Raw genomic sequence first — 15,695 nt, forward strand, 5'->3', positions numbered from 1 at the left:
GCGCCCCCGGCGCCGCCGGCCGCGACGATCGGGGCTCATGTGACCGGCAGGACCATTGTCATCACCGGCGCCAGCGACGGCATCGGTGCCGCCGCGGCGCGCGACCTCGCCGCGCGGGGCGAGCGGGTCATCGTCATCGGCCGCTCACCGGACAAGACGGTGGAGGTCGCGCGGGGGATCGGCGCGGAGCACCTGGTCGCCGACTTCGCGCGGCTCGACGAGGTCCGCGCACTCGCGGCCGCGCTCATCGAGCGCACCGACCACATCGACGTGCTCGCCAACAACGCGGGCGGCGTCTTCGGCAAGCGCACGCTCACGGTCGACGGCCACGAGATGACGTTCCAGGTCAATCACCTCGCGCCGTTCCTGCTGACCCGCCTGCTGATGGACCGGCTGCGCGCCGCCGGGACCGCGAAGGTCGTGGTGACCTCGAGTGCGGCGAACCGCTACGGGCGCATCGACCTGGTCGACCTCGAGAGCGCGCGCCGCTACACGCCCACCCGGGCGTACGGCTCCAGCAAGCTCGCGAACATCCTGTTCGCACGCGGCTTGCACGCGCGCCACGCTGCCGACGGCGTCGCGGCCGTCGCCTTCCACCCGGGCACCGTCGCCACCGGCTTCGCGGCCGGCAGCACGAGCGTCTTCCGGTGGGTGTACCGCACGCCGCTGGCCCGGTTCATGCTGACGAGCGCCGAGCAGGGCGGCGGGCACCTGGTGCACTTCGTCGACGGGACGCCAGGCGTCGACTGGCAGCCGGGCGCGTACTACGACCTGCGCCGGCGCGCGGCGCCGAACCCGCAGGCTCTCGACGACCGCCTGGTCGACGCGCTGTGGCAGCGCAGCGAGGCGATGGTCGGGTAGTGCCGATGCCGGCCCGACGGTCCCGCCCCTCGGCTCAGGCCGGGACCGGTTCGCTCTCCCGCGCGACGCAGTAGCGCAGCGTCGCCGCGAGCGCCGCGGGGATGTCGTCGTCGGCGTAGCCGAGCTCGGGCTGGGAGTCCGCCGGGTCGCTGACCGCGCGGCGCTCCTGGAACAGCCCAGAGTCGACCAGGTGGATGCCGTGCTCGACGCCGGCAGCCGCCGCCTGCGCGTCGATCCGCTCGAGCGTCGCGCGCGTTGCCTCGTACGGGACGACGGCGACCTGCTCGGGGTCGCGCCCGATCGCCTCGCACACCGCCCGGTACAGCTCGACGTAGGTCAGCTCGTACCCGTTGATGGCGTAGCGGCCGCCGTGCCGCCCGCGCTCCATCGCCCCGACCGCCGCCTGCGCCACCTGCGTGACCGTCACGGCCGACGTCGACCCCGCCGAGGCCGCGATGAACCCCGCCGAGCCCCGGACGATGTCGATGAACATCTGCCACAGCGGCGTGCGGCCCGGCATGGTGCCGAAGATGTACGGGAGGCGCAGGGTCATGACGTCCATCGCGCCGTCGCCCTCCAGGTACGCCAGCTCCTCCTGCGCGAGCCGCGTGCGCGGGTAGCCGTTGCGCGTGCGGTAGCCCAGGTCCGGCCACCGCTCGGCGAACTCGGCGGTGTAGGAGCCGTAGAGCACGAACTTGGCGACGCCGACCTGGCGGGCCAGGCGCGCGAGGCGCTGGGTGGGCAGGACGTTGGCCTCGTGGAAGTAGCGCGCGGCGGGGATGGGCGGCGTGACGCGCTCGTCGGCTCCCGCCGCGTAGAACACCGAGTGCTTGCCGTCGAGCAGGGCCAGCAGCTCGGCGTCGGTCAGCTCCGTGACGTCGGCGAGCACGTTCTCGACGCCTGCGGGGAACAGGTCCTCGACCGGCATCGGCGGCAGCGACAGCGACGTCACCTGGTACCCGCGTGAGACCAGCTCGAGGGTCGTGTGGTAGCCGAGGAGGCCGGTGCCTCCGATGACGAGGACCGCGCTCATGGTCCGCCTCCTTGTGGTTCGGGGTGCGTCCATCCCATCCCGGCCGGGCGGCGACCTGGTGGGACTTCGGGTGCTCGTCCGGGCGGGTGCGGCCGGTAGGCTTGCCGCGCGTGATGCCCGGTGGGTGTCCTCGCGCCTGTAGCTCAGGGGATAGAGCACCGCTCTCCTAAAGCGGGTGTCGGCAGTTCGAATCTGCCCAGGCGCACAGTGATTGACCAGGTCACAGCCCCCTCGGGCGTTCGGGCCACGGATAGAGGCCAGCCGGGACCACCCAGGGACCACCTAGGCAGGTGTTGGCAGCTCGCGGCAGGACGATGCATCGAGCACGTCGTTACCCCTCTGGCCTGCTCACGTGCGCGCCCAGACTGGGCCGCAAGTTCTGTGTGCTGGTGGGAGCCCTGCGCGAGAGCGAGCGGGGGTACCCGAGGAGCACGAGATGGACGTCGGAACGCTGGGCACCATCGTCATGAGCGACGCGCAGGCGAAGCTCGTCTACGCCAAGTGGCTCATCACCGGACCGGGCACCGGCACGAACCCGAAGGCGGGAGACGTGCTGCCGGTGGTGGTCGTCAAGAACAACGGCAGCACGGTCAACGTCAAGGTCTTCCTCGACGGTCAGGCCGACGTCTGGCTCCCGGGCGTCAACCCGGCTGACGTCACCGTCGTCTGACCGTGGGCGTAGTGACGCGGCTCGTCCATTCGGAGGGCACCGACTGGCAGCTTCCCGCGGACTGCCGCGACGAGGACATGGCCGGGAGCTGGGACATCGACCCGGACGGTTCACCCTCCGACGCCCACCGGGCAGCTCTCGCCGCGTGTGAGAGCTGCCCGGTGCGGCAGGCACGTCTCGACTTCGCCTTGGCTGTCGAAGGCGCGTGGCCCCGATGGGGCATCTACGGCGGCACGTTGCCCAGGACCGGCAGCGCATCACCCGAGCACGTCAGCGCAGAGCCGACTAAGACCGCCGTACAGGCCGACCGGGCAGCCCGGTCGGTGGCCGGCGAATCTGAGCGAGCAGGCCGCCTAGCGACTCGGGTGCCGTTCGCCACGAACAGCGGCCAACGGAGCCGAGCAAAGATCTCTGGGGGGGTGCTGTCTACGCGACGAGCGTGCGGCGGAGGCGCCCAAGACGACGCTGCAGTCTCTCCAGGTCACTATCCGCGACCGCGATGTCGAGCGTGAGCGATACGTCGATGGTCTCCCGCTCCGGATCGGCAGCGTGGGCGGGAATCTGGTCCACCTGCGTCGCATACTCGGCCACGAACTGGCGAATTTGATGGAGCGGGCCATCGACCATACGAGCCGCGGCGTCGAAAGTTCTTCGCTCCAGAGTCGACGAGCCACTCTCTCGAACACTCGCGGCCCAGTCGAGAAGATCGGCGTATACGCCCAGCAGGCGAGCCGCCAAGATTCGAATCGCGTCGGGGTCGCCAGGTTCACCCGGTGCGCCAAAGGCCCGCTCCTGGCTCTCGAAGCTGAGAATCTCGGGCAGACTCACAGCGAGCGCGGCAGCGCCATCGAGCCGCTTCCCGAGCCGCGCGATCGAGTCGGTTGCGCGGCTTGGCTGCGTCGGTCCCCCTCGAGCCCCGGGCCCACGTCCATGCTTGATGTACTGCGCCTCGCGTTCCGCGATTCCGATCCATAGAACGGCGCCAAACAGCATGTACTCCCAGCCTGGTGGTCGGATCGCCACCATTTGCTCCGCATGCCGCTCGCTACGCGGCATCCTTCGACCATCCCACGGAGCCCTCTCGGTGCTCCGGCGCCAAAGCGCCAGGCGCCGATCACCAAACTTCGGCGACCTAGTTCGACGGTAGTTCGCCAGCACCTGATTGCGGGTCTTGCGGTCGCTCGCGCGACCGTATCTCCGGCCCCACGCCCAATCGAAGTGCGCCGCCCAATCTGTTCGGAGTCGAAACGCAGCGAGTAAGCGGGCAATGAGGGGCCACTTTCGATAAGCTCGCGGATCCTGTGCACGCACGTTCGCGGTTGCTGTCTCGACGCCGCTGTAGTACGTCACTAGATATAGGAAGGGGAGGAGAGCGAATGGAAACCAGAAACTGAGGGCCGTCTCCTGCAGCAGCGCCAGCCACTCGTCCCTGGGCATGCCTCGTACGAGGCTGAAAGTCGTCCAGATCGTCAGCGTCACGCCAATGACCACAATCGCCGCCTCGCAGATGCGCCCGAGGCTCGCGTTGCCTTGGTGGGCGGCTCCGACGGCAACAATCGCGACGAGCGCTGCGATTGCCTGCAAGACCAGTTCCCATAGCAACGGCAGGCTCACGAGGTTCGCGTAGAGCGCGAAGAACACGGCTGCTCCCGTGGTCGCGGCCAGAGCAGATCGCCACACGCGTAGACTGCTTCTAGCTTGAATGGCTTTCACGATGAGTGCACCGCCAAGCCCGACCACTACCAACAACGTGGGCCACCACAGGGCGGCGCTCCAAATGCCGGCGGTCGAGGCGCCCCACAGCAGCAATGCGCAGTACGCGACGTAGACACCGACCAGCCAAACGAAGGGTCTCGCGAGTCGCGCGAGGCTTGGAATCTCCTGCCGCACGGCCCGAACGGAGAGTGCAACGACAAGCACGGCAGCTACCAGGATCGCGCTCGCCAACTCGCGGTTGTCCGGCATGGCCGCCTTCCTTTCGCGCGCGGTCGGCTAGCCCTGGCTAGGGTCTCTCGATACACGGTGAAGGTCGCCTCGGACAGCAACGACGAGCGGCGGGGGCGGGGGCACTCTGGTGAAACGCTGGTTTCGGCACCGCCCACCCTGCTCGGTCTAGCGATCCTCGTCGGCAGAAAGTGACGGCAAGGGTTCCGCGTCCTCGATTTCCTCCTCGCCGTCCTTCTGGGCTCGCAGAATGTCCGATTCGAGGACCTTCCAGCGGTCGACAGCCGTCTTTATTTCGTCAATTTCGGCAGCGTCGAGAATTCGCGCACCGTTCTCGTCGCACGTGGCGATCTGAACGGGAAATCCGACGTGGGCGTTAGACACCTCGATTGTCGTCGCGATGGTCCCATAGGCCAGGAGCTTGCCGTCTTCCAGGGTGAGATCATCGTCGATGTAGTGCCCCATCAGGGCCTTCGCGACGGCCGCAAAGGGGCCACCGCTCCCGATCGAGTAGAACTTCTGGGCAGTGTGCCAATTCGCTTGCCCGTCGCCAGCCAACTCCAGAAACCACGGCGTTCCATTCGTGTAGCCCAGGAGTAAGAAATCGGTCTGAAACGGGATCGCGCCCGGCTGGAAAGGGACGCTCCCCAGCGCCTTTTGATAGGCCTTCCCCATAACCGGATTGATCGAGCTGTGAAGCTTTTCTCTAATCGCCTTCAGATCCGGAGTCGTGAAGCTCGCCAGGGGCGCCGTCGGGCTACCGCTAGTATCGATCGTCTCCAACGTGTTCGTGACTTCCTCCATCACAAACACCGAACCCGACGCAGTCCAAATTGCGGGCGTCCGCCCGAAGGTCCGGACCTTCTGCGCCGTCATCGCTGTGAATGCGTCGCTGCTCATGCTGTCAGCAGCTACTAGGACCCCGTCCTTGCAGACGAGTCCGATCGCGACAGTCACGGTGGGCGATCAGCCGTTGAACTGCGACTTGGTCGCGTACTCAGGGTAGGCAGCGTAGACATCGCGAAGAAGTTTGTTGAAGGACCGCGTCGTGACGAACCGTCGCACGTCCCGAACGAACTTCTGCTCACCCTCGCTCAGCGTCGTCCACACGTTGTCCGCGACCTTCTCGCCGGCTTCTGTCGTTGCGTACTGTCCGTACCGCGAGTGCGGGAACTCTTCGACCTTCATCTCGCCGCTCATAATCCACGTGTCAACATCGTGAACGAGCGTGCCCGAGTACGGCCCCCAGTTGTACGGGCGGTACTCGTAGAAGTCGGACCACTCCTTCGAGCCGCGCATCGACAGCATGAAGACCGCCTTCTGCATGCGGATGCGGTCGAGCGGGAAGGTTTCGCCATCCGTCCGCGCGTGGCTGGAAGCGAGCAGGAGCGGCAGGTCTGGACGCCTCAACTCGAGCCTCCGGGGCGGGTGGGTAGCGCGTACGCGCTCTGACGAAGGCTATCCAGCCTAGCGCTGCACGCGAAGTAGGCGGACCGGGTGAGTTCGAATCGCACGATCGGGGCGGTTCGCTGACGCGCGCCGGGTTCGGGTGACGGGTCAGCGGCTCTTCTCGGGGTCAAGGAGCTTCTCGATGCGCTCCAACGCCGCGGACACCTGTGCCGGGGGGGTGTAGCGCGAGAACCAGACCTCGGTATCCGGCGACACGTCGAGTACACCGGCGTCGCCATCTACCCCATCGAGCCATAGCTTCACCTCGCGCGGCCCAATGTGGAACCCAGCGAGTCGTCCGTACGTCACGGTCCCGCCCGAGCCGTTTACGCCGAACGCTATGCCGACGAAGGTCTGGTTCAGACCGCCAGCTTCAACCTTGTACTCGTCCGTACCGCCGCCAGCCCATGCCATCGGAATGCCTCTCGTCAGGGTGTGTTCCTGCAGTTCGGAGCATACGGAGGCCCTCTGACACTCGGCTTGTCGGTGCCTCGTGGGAGGGTGCGCGGATGAATGGTGCGGACTGGTTCGACTTCGGGATGGGGGCGCTACCGCGCAAGGTAGCCAAGCTGGTTATCGCTGCTTTGGTACTGATCCCGGGCGGTGGCTTCGCGGCGTGGTACGTGAACGAGAAGGCGGCTGGGATCGAGGAGATGGTGCAGGACTATCTGGACCATCTCGTTGCGACCCTGTCGATGCCGTCCGTGGCTCCGGTGTCTCCCGCAGCAACGCCCTAGGCGTGATCGGCGTCGGGCCTCAGAAGGGCTCGATCGGCAGACCGGCGTCGCGTAGAGCCGCCCCGACGCGCTGATGTAGGTCGTCCTGCGCCGACGCGGGGGCACCGAGCGCGTCGATGCCCTCCGTGTACTGCGACGGTCCGTCGTGCGCGTAGGCGAGGTCTGGGGCGGTCCTCTGCTCGGCAGCCCACTCCGCGTAGACACGTTGGATCACCCGTAGGCGCTCGTTCGTCGTCACCTCGCCACCCGCATCGGCACGACGTTCGACGCCTGCGCCGCCTTGCCTGCGGCCACGGACGCGTCGAACATTTCGGCCAGCTCCTCAGGTTGCTGATCCCACGCGTGCGCATAGAGCTTGAGGACGAGCGTCGCGTCGGCGTGTCCCAGACGCTTCGCCACCTGGATCGGCGTCATCCCTCGCTCGATGCAGAGCGACGCGTGAAAGTGCCGCAGGTCGTGAAAACCGAAGCCGCCCTTGTTGCGGTGCGCCGGTAGGCCGACAGCTTCAAGCGCGGGGTCGAACACTCGTCGCAGGAAGTTCGCTCGGTTATAGGGGTGCGACACACCGTCGCCGTCCATCCAACCGAAAAGACGTAGTCGCTCGGCCGCAGCGTAGCCACCAGAGTCGCGAGGTCGGCGACCAGCTCGCGCGGCAGGCCAGCCAGGGTGCGGATGCCCGCCCGAGACTTCGGTGTGCCAACATGCCAACCGCCGCCCACGTACTGTGCGCTTCGCTCGATGCGTGCGGTTCGTGCCAGGAGATTGAGGTCGCTCACTCGAAGCCCCGCGACCTCGCCGGCTCTAGCCCCGGTGTACGCGGCGAAGAATACGAGCGCTGCCCACTTGGCTCGCTCGGGCATCGGCACTGTCGTCGAGTTGGCTGCGGTAGCCCGTTGGCCGCGCGGGGAGGCCGTGACAGTCGCGGTGCGCAGCCAGGCGATGACCTGTGCGACCTGGCCCTCGGTGAGCCAGTGACGGGGCGCATCGTCGGGCTTCGCCAGGTCGATCTCGCGCATTGGATTGATAGCGATGAGCTTTCCCTTCACCGCCTCGTTCAACACCCGGCTCAGAACGCCTGCGGTCTTTTGAACGGTGCGAGCGGCGCGCGGGCGCCCCTTCTCATCTGTCGAGTAGTTCCCGAGGAAGGTGCTGAGCCTGCGGTAGTCGAGTCGGTTCACTGCGACGCCGTGCAGGGGCTTGAGGCTGCCGTGCACGATCTGTCGATACGCGGCCATCGTCGAAGGCTTCGCCTTCTGCAGCTTCGGCGTCTGCAGCCAGCCCTCGGCGACTTCGAGGAACGTCGTACGACCAGCGCTTGGGGCAACGAATGCGCCTCGCTGCACGTCGGCCTTGGACGTGGTCTGAGCGGCCCGGGCTGCGCTCAGTGAGGCGAACTGGCCGAGGCTCGTGAGCCGCCGCCGTTCGTCCTTGACCCGGGCCTCGTACGTCGACACCTGCCGACCATCGGCGTGTGTGCGCGTCACCTTGCGGATGCCGGGGTGATTCTTGACGGCAGTCTTCTTGACGGTCGGGCGGGTCATCGTTCCTCCTCCTTGGGGAGCCAGGTGGCGAGGATGTTGTCGGGGTCGGTGAGCGCGGTGAGCGCTCGGGCGGTGCCGTGCAACGGGCACTCGGCCTCGTAGCTCGACGGGTAGGCGTCGACCATGTCGCCGCAGGTGGCCGGGAACCACTCGGCGTCAGTCACGCGAACCGTCCCCTTCGCACGACACGGACGCCGCATAGGTATCCAGTTCGACGCCTCGCAAGAGCCGGCGAACACTCGACGCCGACCAGCAGGCCGCGCCACGAGTCGTAGGAACGGCCTCGGCCGTGAGTTGGCGTGCGACCCGCGAGGCGCTCAGATCGGCGCTCAGTGCCACCACGCGGGCGACCACATCGTCGGGCGTGGCGCGTGGGCGACCGAGCCGCTGCCCGCGGGCCTTCGCCGCAGCGAGGGCGTCACGGGTCCGGGAGCCGAAGGGATCGGGCTGCACTCTCCGGCACGGGCGGAGCGGCCGCCAGGCCGGGATCTTGAGCGAGGTACAGGTGAGACGTCAGCGGCCCTCGGACGGGTCCGGGATCAGAGCGCCCGCCGCGGTCAGCGCCCCGAGCACCAGACCCGTGCGGGTGTGCGCCAACCGCACCCCCGCGGCGGCATGCGCCTCACCGCGGCGGAACACCCACCGCTCGAACGCGACCGTGACGGCTACCGAGCCGGCGAGCGCCACGGCGAACGCCACGACGACGGCGGTGCCGCGCGCGACCGTGCGCGCGTCCGCTGAGGGCGCGGGGCCGTCCCCGGCGTTGTCGAGGACGCTCTGCGCGAGGTTCTCGGTCGCGACGGGGATGCCGTCGAGGGCTGTGCCGTCGAAGCGCCTGCCGTCGAAGTTCGTGGCCTCGCCGGCCGTGCGGCGCCGCCGTGCCTGCAGCTCGGTCCATGCCTGACGCGCGTCCGGCACGGCGACCGCCGCACCGGCGGCGACGCAGGCGGCCTTGAGCCATCCTCGCGTGGCGCGGGTGCGGGCCACGTCCGGCACGGCGTAGTACGCGACCGTCGTCAGGCCGGTCAGCAGGGCGGTGGTCGTGCGCGCACGGGCAGTCGTCACAGGTGGCCTCCAGGTCGTCGGGTGGCCACCCTAACCAGGCGTCGGGCAGGGGTATCGGCCCCGCGGATGACCGGCCGTCGTTCGCGCTAGGTGTACTGACCAGACCGTTGTTGATGTAGCGAGCCCATGGCGGCCAGCGAGCGCGATCAGCCCGCCCGTTGAAACCACGCCAGCGCCAGCGCGGTGACCTCGCTGGGCGCGTCGTCGGTGATGAAGTGTGCGGCGTCGTCGACGAAAGCGAGCTCGTAGCGGTCGGCGTAGCGCGTGAGATCCCCGCAGAGGCGGCGGATCAATGCCTCGTCCCACGGGTGGTCGAGCCGCCCGAACACGGCGAGAGTCGGCGGCTGGAGTCGTTGCCGAGCGAAGGTGCCGCGTGCGAGCTGCAGGGACACCGGAAGCGCGACGCCCCGGAAGATCCGCCGTACCGCCCCGTCGATCTCGGCGCGGGACATCGGCGCGAGGTAGGCGTCGAGCGTCTCGGTCGGCAGCGGGTGGGCGATGTATCTGGGGTCGAACAAGCCCGCGAGCGAGCGGCCGCGGCGGTGCGAGACCAGGGCCGGCATGTGTCGGAACCCGCTGAGGAGCTTGAGGCTGAGGGGCATGAACATGGGCGGCACCGAGAGCTGCACCAGCGACCGCACCCGTTCGGGATGCGAGTACGCGAGCTGGTTCGCGCTGATCACCCCCAGGTCGTGCGCGACGACGTGCGCACGCTCGATGCCGAGCGCGTCGAGCAACGCGAGCAGGTCGTGATGGTGGCTCTCGCGGCCGATGCGTGGGTCGCCGGCCGTGGTCCATCCGCTGCCACGCAGGTCGGGGCAGATGACGCGGTGGCCGGCGCCGGCGATGGCGGGGGCGATCTCATGCCACTGCCACCAGTGCGCCGGGAACCCGTGCAGCAGCATCACCGGATCGCCGTCGCCGATCGTCGCGACATGGGTGCGCAGTCCGGGCGTCTCGACGACGAGGTGGTCGACGCCAGACATCGCGGGCAGGGGCGGGTGCCAGGTGGACGATTCGGCAGAGACCTGGCGGACCTCGGGCGTGGACATGACGGCTCCCCGATCATGGGCAACTACTATGTTCCTAGTGCCACTAGGTTCATAGTAGAACTCCGCAGGGAAGGTGCAAGTGCCTACGACGAAGGAACGTGCGCTCGACGCCGCCGTGGAGCTGCTCGGCGCCGAGGGCGTGCGGGCGCTGAGCCACGCACGCATCGACACCCGGGCGGGGCTGCCGGCCGGCTCCACGTCGAACTGGTTCCGCACCCGCCGGGCGCTGCTCGCCGGCATCGTCGACTGGATAGCCGAGCGCGAGCGCGCCGACTTCGGTCCTGCGGGCGTACCCGCGGCACCCGATGAGAAGGCGTTGATCGACGGCCTGTGCGCCATGGTCGAGCTGCAGACCGGCCCGTTCGCCGCGCGCACCAGGGCGCGCTATGCCCTCTTCCTCGAGCTCGCCTCGGACCGCGAGCTCGGGGCGCCCCTGCGGCAGCAGCGGCACGAGTTCGAACGATGGACCGAGCAGCTCGTGGCCGCGGCCGGCATCCCCGACCCCGTTCTAGCCACCCGCGCTCTCATGGCGCTGAGCGACGGACTGATGCTGCATCGGCTCACCGTCGACCCCGCACTCGACATGCGGCCGGCGGTCGAGCGAGCCGTGCGCGGACTCATGACGAGGTCATAGCCCGGCCCACCACCTCGTCACCCGGGCGAAGTCGCCCGCGCAAACGGGTGACGGGCTCACATCACCACTCCGCACGCCGATAGGCGGATCGATCCACAACGACGGGGACATCCACCTTGAGCGCAGCGCACGACTCCACGGCCGCGGCGGTCGCGCACCCGGACGACCCCCGTGCCCGGGAGACGTCCGGGGTGACGACCGCGCTCCTGCTCAACCACGTGCGGGCGCGCGGGGGCGACGACGCCGTGCGCCGCGTGGTCGAGCGGGCCGGGCTGCCGTTCTCCGCGGCGGAGCTCGAGGACACCGCGCTCTGGATCGGCTACCACGCGCGGATCAGGCTGTTCGAGGCGGCCGTCGAGGTGCTCGACGACGAGCGCGTCGCGTTCGAGACCGGCGCGCAGGCGTTGACCGGGGGGATGAACGCCTCGCTGGTCCTCATCCTCAAGGCGCTGGGCTCACCGACGCAGGTCTACCGGCAGCTGCCGCGGTCGGTGCCCAAGTTCTCCAGCACCTCCACGATGCAGGTGCTCGACGTCGGCCCCAGGCGTGCCCTGCTGCGCTACACGCTGCACGACGGGTACCCCCACTCGCGTCTGGACTGCGCGTACGCCCGCGGCCTGATCTCCGTGGTGCCCGAGGTGTTCGGCCTGCCGCGCGCGGTGGTCCTGCATCCCGAGTGCCAGTCGGACGGGCACCCGGCCTGCGTGTACCAGGTGACGTGGGGGCAGCGGCGGCGCTGGTGGCGTGCGCCGTCGGAGCGCGCCGCGGGGTCCGAGGCCGAGCTGCTCGCCCTGCGACGCCAGCTCGAGGACCTGCAGTCCGCGGCCGCCGAGCTGGTGGGCGCCGAGGACCTGGCCGACCTGGCCGACCGCATCACCGAGCGCGCCGCGGCCGCGGTGCTGGCCCCGGCCTACCTGCTGGTCCTCACCGACCCCGCAGGCGGCGGCCCCCGGGTGCACAGCCACGGGCTGGAGGCGCGCCGTCGCGACCGGCTCGTCGGCGCACTGCTGCGTGGTGAGGACCTGGGGCCGGGCGCCGTCGTCGTCGAGGTCGCCTCCCGCGGCACGGTGCACGGCCACATCGCGGCGCTGTACGACGACGCCCACCCGGGGCCCGCGCACGAGCGCTCGCTGCTGCGCGCGTACGCCACCCACGCGGCCGCCGCGCTCGACCTGCTGCGTGCGCTCGCGGCCAGCCGCCGGGGTGAGCAGCGCTCGGCCAACCTGCTCGAGCTCGCCCACCACCTGCGCTCGGCCACCGACCCCGCCACCGTCGCCCGCGCCGCGGCCGCGGTGCTGCCGGAGATCGTCGGCGCCGACAGCGCGACCTTCTTCACCTACGACGCGCACGAGGGCGCGCTCCAGGCGGTCGGGTTCGCCGGGCAGGACCCCGGCGAGGTCGAGGTTCTGACGCAGGGGAACATCACCACGCAGAACTCCCGGGAGCTCAGCATCCTCCTTGCGCGGCAGGTGCCGACGCTGATCACGCCCGACAACGCCACGCCCGTCATCGGGGAGCTCCTCGGGGTGCTGGGGCTGTCGACCGTCCTGGCCGCGCCCGTGGTGGCGGACGGCGAGGTGCTGGGCGTCGCGACGGCGGGGTGGCGAGTCGGCCACGCGCCCAGCGACGCGGGGGAGGCGACCGAGCGGCTCCAGGCCGTCGCGGAGTACGCAGCGACCGCGCTGGAGAACGTGTACCTGCTGGGTCGGCTGCAGGAGCAGTCGCTGCACGACGCGCTGACCCGGCTGCCCAACCGGGTGCGCTTCCGGCAGGAGATCGACACCGCCCTGCAGGCAGCGGGCGGCGCCGCGGACGGCCCCGTCGGCGGGTCGGACACGGGCAGCGACGGGGCGCGGCTCGCCGTCCTGTTCTGCGACCTCGACCGGTTCAAGCACGTCAACGACGTGCTGGGCCACGCGGCCGGCGACGAGGTGCTCCGGCAGGCCGCGGACCGGCTGCGCGCCACCGCCCGGCCGCAGGACCTGATCGCCAGGCTGAGCGGCGACGAGTTCGCCCTGCTCCTGCGCGGCCCTGACGTGGACGCCGCCGCCCAGGACGTCGCGTCGGACATCGTCGCCGCGTTCGCCGCCCCGTTCCGGGTGGAGGGCCTCGACCTGCGCGTCACCGCGAGCGTCGGTGTCGCGCTCCACGACGGCACGGAGTCGGACCCCGACGTGCTGCTCCGGTCCGCGGACAGCGCGATGTACTCGGCCAAGCTCCGTGGCCGCAACCAGGTCGCGCAGTCCAGGGGCCGACGCGCCCAGGACGGGAGCCGACGCGGCCTGGACCGGGAGCTCTCGGCCGACCTGCGCAACGCCGCCCGTGAGGGGCAGCTGCGCCTGCACGTCCAGCCGATCGTCGTGCTCGGCGACCTGGCGGACGCGGTGGCGCTCGCGGTCGACGGCCCCACCGACAGCTCCGCGGTTCCCGTCCTCGCCGGGGAGTACGAGGCGCTGCTGCGGTGGGAGCACCCGCGGCTGGGACTGCTCGCGCCCGGGGCGTTCCTGCCCCTCGCCGAGGAGACCGGCTCGATCGTCGAGCTCGACCTGTGGGTCGTCCGTGCGGCGTGCGCGCTCCTGGGCGCGCACCCGTCGCTGGTCGGGCTGTCGCTCAACACGTCGGCCCACACCCTGTGCGACCCGCGGTGGGTGGGGGCCGTGCGCGAGGCCCTCGCCGAGGAGCAGGTGGAGCCCAGCAGGCTGTGGATCGAGGTGGTCGAGAGCCGGTCGCTGGCGGACCTGCCGGGCGTCGCGCAGCGGCTGCAGGCCCTGCGCCGGATGGGCGTGCGCATCGCGCTCGACGACTTCGGCACCGGCTTCTCCACCCTGAGCTGGCTGCAGCGTCTGCCCGTGGACCGGCTCAAGCTCGACCGCTCCGTGACCGTCGACATCACCAGCGACGCCAAGGCGCTCGCCGTCGCCCAGGGGGTGCTCGACCTGGCCGAGCGCCTGGGCGTCGACGTCGTCGCGGAGGGCGTGGAGACCTCCGCCCAGCGCAGTGCGCTGCGGGCCGCCGGCTTCCGGTTGGCGCAGGGCTACCTGTGGGGCAGGCCGGCGCCGCTGGCGGGCACGGACGAGGGGGCGCACCGTCCCTCGGTCCCGGAGCCTCCTCGCCCCGAGGACGGGTGGGTCTGGTGACATCCCGACCCTCGCCGCAATACTGACTCCCGCGCAGAGGCGTGCACCGCGGTCCACAGGGAGGTCGTCCGCTATGGGCTCGACAGGGACAGGCACGGACTGGCGGGCGGTTGACGGCGTCGCGACGGCCTGGTTCGACGCGGCGTCCCTGAGCGAGGGCGCCGCCTTGGCCGGGCGCGTCGGGGAGCTGGCGGGCGGGAGCGTGGTGGACCTGCGCGCGACGGGGGTGCGCGTGCGGCTGGACTCCGGCGAGCACGCCGAGGCCGTGTCCGAGGCCGCGCGCGAGCTCGGGCTGCTCGCGAACCCGGCCGTGCTGCAGCAGGTCGGCGTGCTGTTCGACTCCGCGGACCCGTCTGCGCTGATGCCGTTCTGGCAGCGCGCGTTCGACTACGCGCCCGGCGACGGCGGGCTGGCGGACCCGCTGCGGCGCGACGTCCCGGTCCGGCTCCGGCAGTCGACCGACCCGCGGCCGCTGCGCAACCGCATCCACCTCGACGTGGTGCGACCCGCCGCGGCTGTCGAGCGGGCCGGCCTCGGTGACGCCTACGGACCGTACGGGGTCTGTCACGCCGATCCCGACGGCAACGAGGTCGACCTGGTGCCGGGCTCCGCGCTCGACGAGGGGACCGGGACCGCCGACTGGCAGGCGGTGTTCAGCGCGATGGCCTGCTACCGCACCACCTCGCCGACGCAGCAGCGCGACCTGGCGGCCGCCGCCGCGGCGCTGGCCGACGAGGCGGGCTTCCCGCTGCTGATCGACCTGCGGCCGGGGCTCGTGATCCTCGACAGCGGCAAGGACCAGTGGGAGGCCGACGCCCACGGCCTGGACCTCGACTTCGTCGGGCTCGCCGAGAGGCTCCAGACCGCTGCCCGCGGGCTCGGGGCCACGGCGGATCCGGGGCTGCCGCGCTTCGCTCAGCTGTTCCTCGACGCCGCCGACGTCCAGGCGGTCCGCGCGTTCTGGGTCGCCGCCCTCGGCTATCTCCCCGACCGGCGATCCGGCGCCAGCGACATCGCCGACCCGCGGCGGCTGAACCCCGTGCTGGTGTTCCAGGAGATCGACGCGTCGGAGACGGAGCGCCGCCAGCAGCGCAACCGCATCCACGTCGAGCTGGCCGTGCCGTCGGACCTCGCGCAGGCGCGCGTCGAGACGGCCGTCGCCGCCGGCGGCCGGCTCCTCGACGGGTCGCAGGGCCGCTGGCGCGTCGCCGACCCGGAGGGCAACGAGCTGGTGGTCGTCAGCGAGGCGTGAGGCGGCGTACCTCGGCGGACGCGATTGCGGTGACGCGCGTCGCGCCCAAGGTCTGCCTTCGTCGGGGTGCCCGGCGGTAGACTCCACCTGCCCCCGCGGTCTCTGCGGGGCCACGACAGTGCCCAGCGGTGTTCACCTGCAAGCCCGGCGGCGTGTCATGACCGGCATCGACGCGCGGGCGGGAACGCTGCGCGTGGCCCGCCCCGAGCCCCCGGCTCTGGCACGGGTCGATGCCCCACGCGCGACCGGTCCGGGTGTGCCGGTCGCACGGTTCGCGGTGCACGCGCGCTGCGCCGCAGCCGCGGCGCTCGCACGTTCTA

At 70.6% G+C, this 15,695-nt stretch carries 18 protein-coding genes and 1 tRNA gene; 8 read left to right on the top strand and 11 right to left on the bottom strand.

Annotation, left to right across the window (positions count from 1 at the left end; all coding sequences use genetic code 11):
* Positions 1-39: 39 nt before the first annotated feature.
* Positions 40-861: an SDR family NAD(P)-dependent oxidoreductase gene (locus KG102_RS02590; protein WP_208290580.1), complete on the top strand. Its 822-nt coding sequence runs from the start codon at positions 40-42 to the stop codon at positions 859-861.
* A gap of 34 nt (positions 862-895) precedes the next feature.
* Here the strand turns inward: KG102_RS02590 and KG102_RS02595 are convergent, their stop codons facing one another.
* The gene (locus KG102_RS02595; RefSeq protein WP_208290579.1) at positions 896-1,894 is read right to left on the bottom strand and encodes an NAD-dependent epimerase/dehydratase family protein; all 999 of its coding nucleotides are present in this window, start codon (positions 1,892-1,894) and stop codon (positions 896-898) included.
* Between the two features lie 132 nt (positions 1,895-2,026).
* Between KG102_RS02595 and KG102_RS02600 the strand changes: the two genes are divergently transcribed.
* From KG102_RS02600 to KG102_RS19010, 3 genes are all read left to right on the top strand, one after another.
* Positions 2,027-2,099, top strand: a tRNA-Arg gene (locus KG102_RS02600).
* Between the two features lie 231 nt (positions 2,100-2,330).
* A complete protein-coding gene (locus tag KG102_RS02605; RefSeq protein WP_208290578.1) occupies positions 2,331-2,564 on the top strand; it encodes a hypothetical protein in 234 nt (77 codons plus the stop codon).
* An 11-nt stretch (positions 2,565-2,575) separates the two neighbouring features.
* Positions 2,576-3,076, top strand: coding sequence for a WhiB family transcriptional regulator (locus tag KG102_RS19010; RefSeq protein WP_208290577.1), 501 nt, complete (start codon positions 2,576-2,578; stop codon positions 3,074-3,076).
* Here KG102_RS19010 and KG102_RS02615 read toward each other — a convergent pair.
* From KG102_RS02615 to KG102_RS02630, 4 genes are all read right to left on the bottom strand, one after another.
* The gene (locus KG102_RS02615) at positions 2,991-4,529 is read right to left on the bottom strand and encodes a hypothetical protein (RefSeq protein WP_208290576.1); all 1,539 of its coding nucleotides are present in this window, start codon (positions 4,527-4,529) and stop codon (positions 2,991-2,993) included. The two genes, KG102_RS19010 and KG102_RS02615, sit on opposite strands and share 86 nt — an antisense overlap.
* Before the next feature lie 147 nt (positions 4,530-4,676).
* Positions 4,677-5,408 (bottom strand): Ntn hydrolase family protein, encoded by a 732-nt coding sequence (locus KG102_RS02620; protein WP_208290575.1) that lies wholly within the window; start codon positions 5,406-5,408, stop codon positions 4,677-4,679.
* A gap of 66 nt (positions 5,409-5,474) precedes the next feature.
* The gene (locus tag KG102_RS02625; protein ID WP_208290574.1) at positions 5,475-5,834 is read right to left on the bottom strand and encodes a hypothetical protein; all 360 of its coding nucleotides are present in this window, start codon (positions 5,832-5,834) and stop codon (positions 5,475-5,477) included.
* A gap of 231 nt (positions 5,835-6,065) precedes the next feature.
* Complete coding sequence (locus tag KG102_RS02630) at positions 6,066-6,371, bottom strand: hypothetical protein (protein WP_208290573.1); 306 nt, start codon at positions 6,369-6,371, stop codon at positions 6,066-6,068.
* A gap of 95 nt (positions 6,372-6,466) precedes the next feature.
* On the opposite strand from KG102_RS02630, the gene KG102_RS02635 reads away from it, so the two are divergent.
* Positions 6,467-6,694 (top strand): hypothetical protein, encoded by a 228-nt coding sequence (locus KG102_RS02635; protein WP_208290572.1) that lies wholly within the window; start codon positions 6,467-6,469, stop codon positions 6,692-6,694.
* A 19-nt stretch (positions 6,695-6,713) separates the two neighbouring features.
* Here KG102_RS02635 and KG102_RS02640 read toward each other — a convergent pair whose 3' ends face one another.
* The 6 genes from KG102_RS02640 to KG102_RS02670 all read right to left on the bottom strand — a co-directional run bounded on the left by KG102_RS02640 (position 6,714) and on the right by KG102_RS02670 (position 10,352).
* A complete protein-coding gene (locus KG102_RS02640; RefSeq protein ID WP_208290571.1) occupies positions 6,714-6,932 on the bottom strand; it encodes a hypothetical protein in 219 nt (72 codons plus the stop codon).
* Positions 6,929-7,219 carry a tyrosine-type recombinase/integrase gene (locus KG102_RS19015; protein WP_372438464.1) on the bottom strand — a complete coding sequence of 97 codons (291 nt, stop codon included), beginning with the start codon at positions 7,217-7,219 and terminating at the stop codon, positions 6,929-6,931. The genes KG102_RS02640 and KG102_RS19015 overlap by 4 nt, the downstream gene beginning before the upstream one ends.
* Positions 7,105-8,235, bottom strand: coding sequence for a tyrosine-type recombinase/integrase (locus KG102_RS02650; protein ID WP_208290569.1), 1,131 nt, complete (start codon positions 8,233-8,235; stop codon positions 7,105-7,107). Before KG102_RS02650 ends, KG102_RS19015 begins: the two co-directional genes overlap by 115 nt.
* Positions 8,232-8,399, bottom strand: a complete 168-nt coding sequence (locus tag KG102_RS02655) for a hypothetical protein (protein WP_208290568.1) — start codon at positions 8,397-8,399, stop codon at positions 8,232-8,234. Before KG102_RS02655 ends, KG102_RS02650 begins: the two co-directional genes overlap by 4 nt.
* A 349-nt stretch (positions 8,400-8,748) precedes the next feature.
* Positions 8,749-9,300, bottom strand: a complete 552-nt coding sequence (locus tag KG102_RS02665; protein ID WP_208290567.1) for a hypothetical protein — start codon at positions 9,298-9,300, stop codon at positions 8,749-8,751.
* A gap of 146 nt (positions 9,301-9,446) precedes the next feature.
* On the bottom strand, positions 9,447-10,352 hold the full coding sequence (locus KG102_RS02670) for an alpha/beta fold hydrolase (RefSeq protein WP_208290566.1): 906 nt from the start codon (positions 10,350-10,352) through the stop codon (positions 9,447-9,449).
* 79 nt (positions 10,353-10,431) lie between these two features.
* Between KG102_RS02670 and KG102_RS02675 the strand changes: the two genes are divergently transcribed.
* The 3 genes from KG102_RS02675 to KG102_RS02685 all read left to right on the top strand — a co-directional run bounded on the left by KG102_RS02675 (position 10,432) and on the right by KG102_RS02685 (position 15,375).
* Complete coding sequence (locus KG102_RS02675) at positions 10,432-10,986, top strand: TetR/AcrR family transcriptional regulator (RefSeq protein ID WP_208290565.1); 555 nt, start codon at positions 10,432-10,434, stop codon at positions 10,984-10,986.
* 116 nt (positions 10,987-11,102) lie between these two features.
* Complete coding sequence (locus tag KG102_RS02680; protein WP_208210005.1) at positions 11,103-14,123, top strand: putative bifunctional diguanylate cyclase/phosphodiesterase; 3,021 nt, start codon at positions 11,103-11,105, stop codon at positions 14,121-14,123.
* 73 nt (positions 14,124-14,196) lie between these two features.
* Positions 14,197-15,375: a VOC family protein gene (locus tag KG102_RS02685; RefSeq protein WP_208290564.1), complete on the top strand. Its 1,179-nt coding sequence runs from the start codon at positions 14,197-14,199 to the stop codon at positions 15,373-15,375.
* Positions 15,376-15,695: the final 320 nt, after the last annotated feature.

The organism is Cellulomonas fengjieae (assembly GCF_018388465.1).
GTDB classification, from domain to species: domain Bacteria; phylum Actinomycetota; class Actinomycetes; order Actinomycetales; family Cellulomonadaceae; genus Cellulomonas; species Cellulomonas fengjieae.